The sequence below is a fragment of the Haloferax profundi genome, assembly GCF_001469865.1.
Classification (GTDB): domain Archaea; phylum Halobacteriota; class Halobacteria; order Halobacteriales; family Haloferacaceae; genus Haloferax; species Haloferax profundi.
Genome location: NZ_LOPV01000169.1, coordinates 1 through 6,578, shown reverse-complemented (window position 1 = coordinate 6,578; position 6,578 = coordinate 1). Strand labels below are relative to the sequence as shown.

The following is a 6,578-nucleotide window of genomic DNA, read 5'->3' as shown; positions in this document are numbered from 1 at the left end:
GTCAATCTTCATCCTCACGACCTTCTACGGACAGATTCCCGACGGGTTGGAGGATGCAGCACGGGTCGAAGGGACGACTCGACTCGGCGCACTCTTCCGTGTCATCGTCCCGCTCTCGGCACCGGGTGTGGCGACTGCGGGCGTCCTCACGTTCATCGGAGTGTACAACGAGTTCTTCTTCTCGTTCATCATGAACAACGGTGAGGCCTCCTCGTGGGCGCCAATCGTCGCTGGTATCTTGAAATATCAAGGCCAGTTCGACACACCGTACAACCTGATGGCCGCCGCTTCCATCGTGGGAGTCTTACCCGTGGCCATCCTTGTCATCATCGCACAGGAACGTATCGTCAGCGGACTGACTGCAGGAGCACTGAAGGAGTAACCATGGGAGACGTCAAACTCGAACACGTAAGCAAGCACTACGACGACGTAACGGCAGTCGACGACATGAACCTCGACATCAACGACGGCGAATTTATTTGCCTCGTTGGACCCTCGGGGTGTGGCAAGTCGACGACGATGGAGATGATTGCGGGACTGACCATCCCCTCGGAGGGGAAGGTCTTCATCGGTGACCGCGAGGTCACGAACCTCCCACCGAAGGACCGTGGGGTGGCGATGGTGTTCCAGAACATCGCGCTGTTCCCGCACATGGACGTGTACGACAACATCTCGTTCGGCCTTCGCCTCCGCAACTACGACAAGGAGGAAATCGACCGACGCGTCAACCGCGCCGCAGACGTCGTCCAACTCGAAGGGATGCTCGACCGCATGCCCGACGAGATGTCCGGTGGGCAGCGACAGCGTGTCGCCATCGCCCGTGCAATCGTCCGGAACCCCGGCGTCTTCTTGATGGACGAACCGCTCGCGAACCTCGACGCGAAACTTCGCGTCCACATGCGGACGGAACTCCAGCGCCTGCACAAGGAACTGGACACGACCATCATCTACGTCACACACGACCAGGCGGAGGCGATGACGATGTCCGACCGCATCGCCGTCATCGACTCCGGTCAACTCCAGCAAATCGACCCGCCGCTGGTCTGTTACAACGAACCGGCCAACCTGTTCGTCGCAGGCTTCATCGGGTCGCCGTCGATGAACTTCCTCGACGGAACGGTCACCGAAAACGGCTTCGAGTCGACCAACATCGACATCGAATTCGACCCCGCCGACGTCGGCATCGAGGCAGGGCGAGAGGTCACGATGGGTATCCGCCCGGAGGACGTCTACCTCATCGAAGACAAGAACCTCGTGGCGAACCCGAGCCACGAAATCGACGCGATGACCGACGTTCTCGAACCGATGGGTGACGAGATATTCGTCTACCTGAAACTCGAAGAAGGCGCAGGAGCGAGCCTCGACGAGGACGCCATCGCGATGAACGACCAACTGCTGATGAGCGTCGCACCCGACACCGACGTCGAAGAAGACAAAGACGTCACGGTGGTCCTCGACCGCTCGAAGGTCCACCTCTTCGACACGGAGACGGGCAAGGCTATCAGCCACGGAATCGAGAGCACCGTCCAGGCGAGTGGGCCAACCGGCACCGAAGCCGAAAGCGACGACTAAGCCCTCGACACTCCCACACAACGTTTATCCGACCCACGACGTATCACACTCCCATGGTCAACGAACTCGGATTGTTCTACATCGGCGGCATGACGATTCTGTTCTTCTTTTGGGCCTACGGAATCGTCTCGTTCCTCCTCGACGTGAAGAACATCTACATCCCGAAGGGGCGACAGTACCTTCGTGGCCGGAAGCGTCTCAAAGAAGAAGAGCGTCGTGAACAAGAACGACAAGAGCGCGAAGAACAACTCTACTGAGACGCCCGGTCTGTCTCTTCTCCTCGCGCGCAGCCAGCACCAGTCGGTCGATTTTCGTCTCGGCCGCTGTCGATGCTGGTAAATCAGGCTAAAGAACGTGAAACTTAACACCAGCTGTAGTTAATAAATTATTCATGAGTACAGGTTCATCGGTCCGAGTCGGTATCGTCGGACTCGGAAACATCGGGCACCACCACGCAGACCGCCTCGTCGACCTCGGTGCGACGCTCGTCGGCGGTCTCGACATTCAGGCGGACGCACGGCGGCAGTTCGCCGAGAAGTACGACGTCAACACCTACGAAGACAAAGCAGAACTCTTCGGTGAAGTCGACGCCGTCATCATCACGACGCCGAACCGCTTCCACGAAGAGTACGCCGTCGCAGCACTCGACGCTGGCCTCGACGTGCTTCTCGAAAAGCCACTCGCGCACTCGCTCGAATCCGCCGAACGAATCGCCGAGGCCGCCGAACGGGCCGACGGGTTCTGTATGGTCGGGTTCAACAACCGCTTTGCCAACCCGGTCGAAGTCGTCCGCCACCACTACGAGAGCGGCCAATTCGGCGACATCACGCACGTCGAAGCGAACTACGTCCGCCGCCGCGGGATTCCCGGCCGCGGGTCGTGGTTCACCTCGAAGGACATCGCCGGCGGCGGGGCACTCATCGACATCGGCGTCCACGCCATCGACCTCGCACTCTACTTCCTCGACTTCCCCGACGTAGTCGAAGTCTCCGGTGTGACCCGTTCTGAGTTCGGTGACAGAGACGACTACACGTTCGTCGAGATGTGGGGCGACGACATCGGACCGGAAGCGTTCGACGTCGACGACTCCGCCAGTGCGTTCATCCGCACCGACGAAGGGACGACCATCTCGCTCGAAGTCGCGTGGGCGACGAACCGTCCGACCAACGACGAGTTCTTCCTGCGGGGTACCGAGGGTGGTGTGCGGTTCGACCGTGCGAGTCACGAACTGGAGTTCTACGACGGCGGCGTCGGTGGCAGCAACCACCTCTCGACGGCGAACGTCGAGACGCAGGCCAACGACACGCACAAGTCCGAACAGGAACTGTTCGTCGAGTCAGTCGCCGCGGGCGAACACCCCGGCCGCAACACGGTCGAACAGGGCCTCGCGGTCCAGCGCGTCATCGACGCCATCTACCGTTCGTCCGAGACTGGCCGCGCAGTCCGCCTCGACACCGTCGAGACCCCACCAGCGAACTGACGACCCAAACAGCGAAACACCTCACGACCCTACGTCCTCACCATGTCCGTCATCGATTCACTGAAACGACCCGAGCACACCGGTGAGAATCGGTGTCTTCCGTGTACAGTCGTCAACGCCGCGTTCGTCGCCATCGTCGGATTGGCACTCGGCGTCCTGTGGTTACCGGCCGGATTCGTCGTCCTCGCTATCGGGGCACTCCTCGTCTACCTCCGTGGTTACGTCGTCCCCGGAACGCCGTCGTTCGCGCCGCGACTCGTCGCCGCCGCCGGACTCAGCGGCGTCTTCGACCACGACGAGGAACCGCGTCAGTCTGAGAGTCTCGACGCCAACGTCAATCCGGACGTGATGCTGTCGACGCTCCTCGACGCCGGCGTCCTCGTCGAAGAACCGGACGGCCTGTTCCTCTCGGACGAGGCGCGGGAGGACTGGGAATCGACGATGGCGACACTCCGCAAGGCGTCGGACGACGAACTAGCCGACGCCGTGGCCGCCGCGATTCCCTTCGAGGCCACCGTGACGGCCGAGTACGACGGTATCTCTATCGACGGTCCGTCGATGTCGGTGTGGATTTCCCGACCACAGGCCATCGCCGACGTGGCGACGCTTCTCGCAGTCACCGAACGTGGTGTCGACCCGATGGTCTCGCTCGCCGCGACGGAACCGCTTCGGATGTTCACCGAAGTCTGTCCCGAGTGTGGCGGCGTCGTCGAAGAGACGACGGTGCGGAACTGCTGTGGCGGCACGGCCGGCATCTACGACTCCCCGGAACACGAGGTGCTGGGCTGTTCGGAGTGCGGTGCTGTCGTCTACGAGCTCGGCGACGAGTAAGAAACAGCGCGAATCGAAACGGATGGGTGTCGTGCGGGCACCCGCGTGCACTCGGCGAAGAGACGCCGTTCAGGCGAACCGGTCGCGGTCCGGAACTTCGTCGAGTCCGAGCAGAATCTCTTGACCTTCGATGTCTTCGAGTGCGGCGACGAGGCCACCGACTTCGACGACGCCCTCGTCCGTCTCGATGTGGAGCGACGCGACTTCTTCGGTGTCCTCGAAGGCAGTCTCGATGACGCGGCCTTCGACGACGATTGGGTTGCCCGTCTCCACGTCACGGCCAGAGACAGAGGCGTAGAAGTCGCCTTCTATCTCGCGGATGTCCTTGACTGCGCGGCGAATCGAGGCGTAGCGACGCGGGAAGGGGCGGCGCTTGCCGTTGGCGACGATGGTCTCGGCGGTAGACCACAGGACTGTCCCGAAGAACCCGCTCACGAGGAACCCGAGTGCCGAGCGGTTGAAGATGACGCCGTATCGGTCTCTGTCGTCGCGGAGGGCGTCCTGCGTCGCGTAGATGGAATATTCGCCGTCGGCGACGGCGAGGACGGGCGAGGTGATACCACGGCGTGCACGGGCGATAGTGGCCACGTCGAGGTAGTTGAACTCGGCCGGGTCGGGCGCGCGGGAGGCGGGCGTGACCAGGAGGTCGATGCTGACACCGCTGTCGACTGCCGCCGCGAGGTCGTCGCGGAACCGACGGAGCAGGTCGGGCGTCAGCGACAAGACGAGTTCGTACTCTGCAGACTCGATTATCTCTTCGATGTAGCGGAGAATCGTCGAACGGGATTTGACGAGTGAGACGGCCTCGGTGTCCCGTGCGGGTGCAGTGTAGCGTGCTTCGAGTTCCTCGATGAGTTCGTCGAGCGACGATTGGACGTTCGAGAAGGCGTCTTCGGGGTCGACGGCGACGATTTTCATCGGTCGCGACTCGCGGAGTTCGACGAGTCCGCGGTCCGAGAGACTTCGAACCGTGTCGTACACCCGGGGTTGGGGGATACTCGTGCGGTCTGCGATTTCGCTCGCCGTCAACTGCCCGTGTTCGAGGACGGCCAGGTACGCGTCTATCTCGTACTCGCCGAGACTGAAGCGCTCGCCGACACGCTCCATCGTGAGCCGTAATTCGTCAGCCATGTTCGTGACGTATACAGGCATCACCTAAGTCATTTACTAATATCCGAGTAGCACCGCATTTCGAAAACAAGTGGTGTGTGGCCCGACAGGTACCCTCACATGTACATCCGGTCTTCGGGGAGGTCAGCTTCGTTCTCCTCGAGTCTGTTTGCGAGTTCTGCGTAGTACTGGCGAACGCTCTCGGCGAACGTTTCGAGTGGCCGAGAGTCGACACCTAAGCCGTACACGTCGTCTACTGCGTCGACGAGTCTGATTGCCGCCTCGACGTCGGGGACCTGTGCGTGGACTGGCGTGACGTAGACGCCGACGCCCAGTGGCGACTCGATACCACGTTCGACGAGTGCGGCGTTCGTGCCGGCGAAGAACCCACGACCCATCGGTGGGATATCGCTCGACTGGAGGCGCGCCTCGCGGTAGTCGTCGGTGGCGACGTAGTAGGTGCGGTGTTCGTCTGGACCGTGCGCGATTGGGACGCCGGCGAGGACGGCTATCTCGCCCACACCGTGGCCCTCCATCCAATCCAGAATGACGTTACTGAACTGCGTACCGAACTCGGCGGGCACGAACACCTCTCCGACGAGGAGCGTCACGTCGATATCGGGGCGAGAGAACAGTCGTGTGTGGTGTCTCGGCCGGCCTTCGAGAAACGGCGTCACCGACGGCAACCCTTCGACGGTGAGGTGTCCGGTCTCTTCGAGTTCGAGGTGGTCGACGATGAAATCGACGGCGGTCAGGCCGGCGAGTCCGAACGACGAGAATCCCGCGATGAGAACCTCGCTCGGTGTCTCTTCGTGCGTGATGCGGAAGTCGGGGTGGGAAATCCCTGTGTTGTCCATACACGACGATACGTCGCAGTGACACATAGCCGTTCACTGCCTCGTGAACCTCCGAAGTGACAACCCTTTTTTCGTCACTCTGCGTTGCGATTTCCATGCACGGAGTCGACGGGGTGACGGACGCGGCAGTCGATGTCGGGGTGCGACTCGCAGCGACGGGCCGAGACACCCTCCCCGTCCCACTCCAGTCGGGACTGGTCACACCGCCGGATTTCGTCCCGGAGTACCTGCTGTTCCCCGGATGGCAGTTCGCCGCGGCACTCCTCGTTCTCGTCCTCAGCGTCGTCGTCTCGAAGTACGCGGTCAGATTGCTGGGGCGGCCAGTCGCCCGGCAGTTCACCCGTCAGAGCGTCGCACAGACGGTACTTCGCATCGTCCGTCTCTCCATCTTCTTCGCTGGGACTGTGTTCGCAGCGAACCTTCTCGGCTTCGAACTCGGAAACATCGTCCTCTCGGTGACGGTGTTTTCGGCCGTTCTCGGTATCGTCCTCGCACCCATCGTCGGGAGTATCATCAACGGCGTGTTCGTCCTCGTGGACCAACCCTTCGAAATCGGCGACATGATAGAACTCGACGACGGGACCCGCGGGTTCGTCGACGAGATAAACCTGAGTTACACGAAGATTTTCACACTCGACAATACGTTCCTCGTCATGCCGAACTCGAACATCCGTGACCGCGACGTCATCAACTACTCCGCCGAGGACGAGCGGACGCGGATGACGCTC

Annotated in this window: 8 protein-coding genes; 6 read left to right on the top strand and 2 right to left on the bottom strand. The window is 61.6% G+C overall.

The genetic code is table 11. The features are described from left to right. From AUR66_RS08720 to AUR66_RS08700, 5 genes are all read left to right on the top strand, one after another. Positions 1–382 (top strand): carbohydrate ABC transporter permease (locus tag AUR66_RS08720; RefSeq protein ID WP_157533041.1); only part of this gene is annotated, 382 nt, incomplete at its 5' end. A gap of 2 nt (positions 383–384) precedes the next feature. After that, positions 385–1,572 (top strand): ABC transporter ATP-binding protein, encoded by a 1,188-nt coding sequence (locus AUR66_RS08715; protein ID WP_058572060.1) that lies wholly within the window; start codon positions 385–387, stop codon positions 1,570–1,572. Positions 1,573–1,625: 53 nt separating this feature from the next. Next, entirely contained in the window at positions 1,626–1,829 is a 204-nt protein-coding gene (locus AUR66_RS08710) for a hypothetical protein (RefSeq protein ID WP_058572059.1), read from the top strand. A 134-nt stretch (positions 1,830–1,963) separates the two neighbouring features. Next, the gene (locus AUR66_RS08705; RefSeq protein ID WP_058572058.1) at positions 1,964–3,052 is read left to right on the top strand and encodes a Gfo/Idh/MocA family protein; all 1,089 of its coding nucleotides are present in this window, start codon (positions 1,964–1,966) and stop codon (positions 3,050–3,052) included. A 42-nt stretch (positions 3,053–3,094) separates the two neighbouring features. After that, complete coding sequence (locus tag AUR66_RS08700) at positions 3,095–3,883, top strand: hypothetical protein (RefSeq protein ID WP_058572057.1); 789 nt, start codon at positions 3,095–3,097, stop codon at positions 3,881–3,883. Between the two features lie 69 nt (positions 3,884–3,952). Here AUR66_RS08700 and trmB read toward each other — a convergent pair whose 3' ends face one another. Together trmB and AUR66_RS08690 are read right to left on the bottom strand one after the other, a co-directional pair. Beyond that, positions 3,953–5,014, bottom strand: a complete 1,062-nt coding sequence (gene trmB, locus AUR66_RS08695) for an HTH-type sugar sensing transcriptional regulator TrmB (protein ID WP_058572056.1) — start codon at positions 5,012–5,014, stop codon at positions 3,953–3,955. Between the two features lie 95 nt (positions 5,015–5,109). After that, positions 5,110–5,850, bottom strand: coding sequence for a proteasome assembly chaperone family protein (locus tag AUR66_RS08690; RefSeq protein WP_058572055.1), 741 nt, complete (start codon positions 5,848–5,850; stop codon positions 5,110–5,112). Positions 5,851–5,945: 95 nt separating this feature from the next. On the opposite strand from AUR66_RS08690, the gene AUR66_RS08685 reads away from it, so the two are divergent. After that, positions 5,946–6,578, top strand: a 633-nt coding sequence (locus AUR66_RS08685; RefSeq protein ID WP_157533040.1) for a mechanosensitive ion channel family protein, incomplete at its 3' end; no start/stop codon positions are given.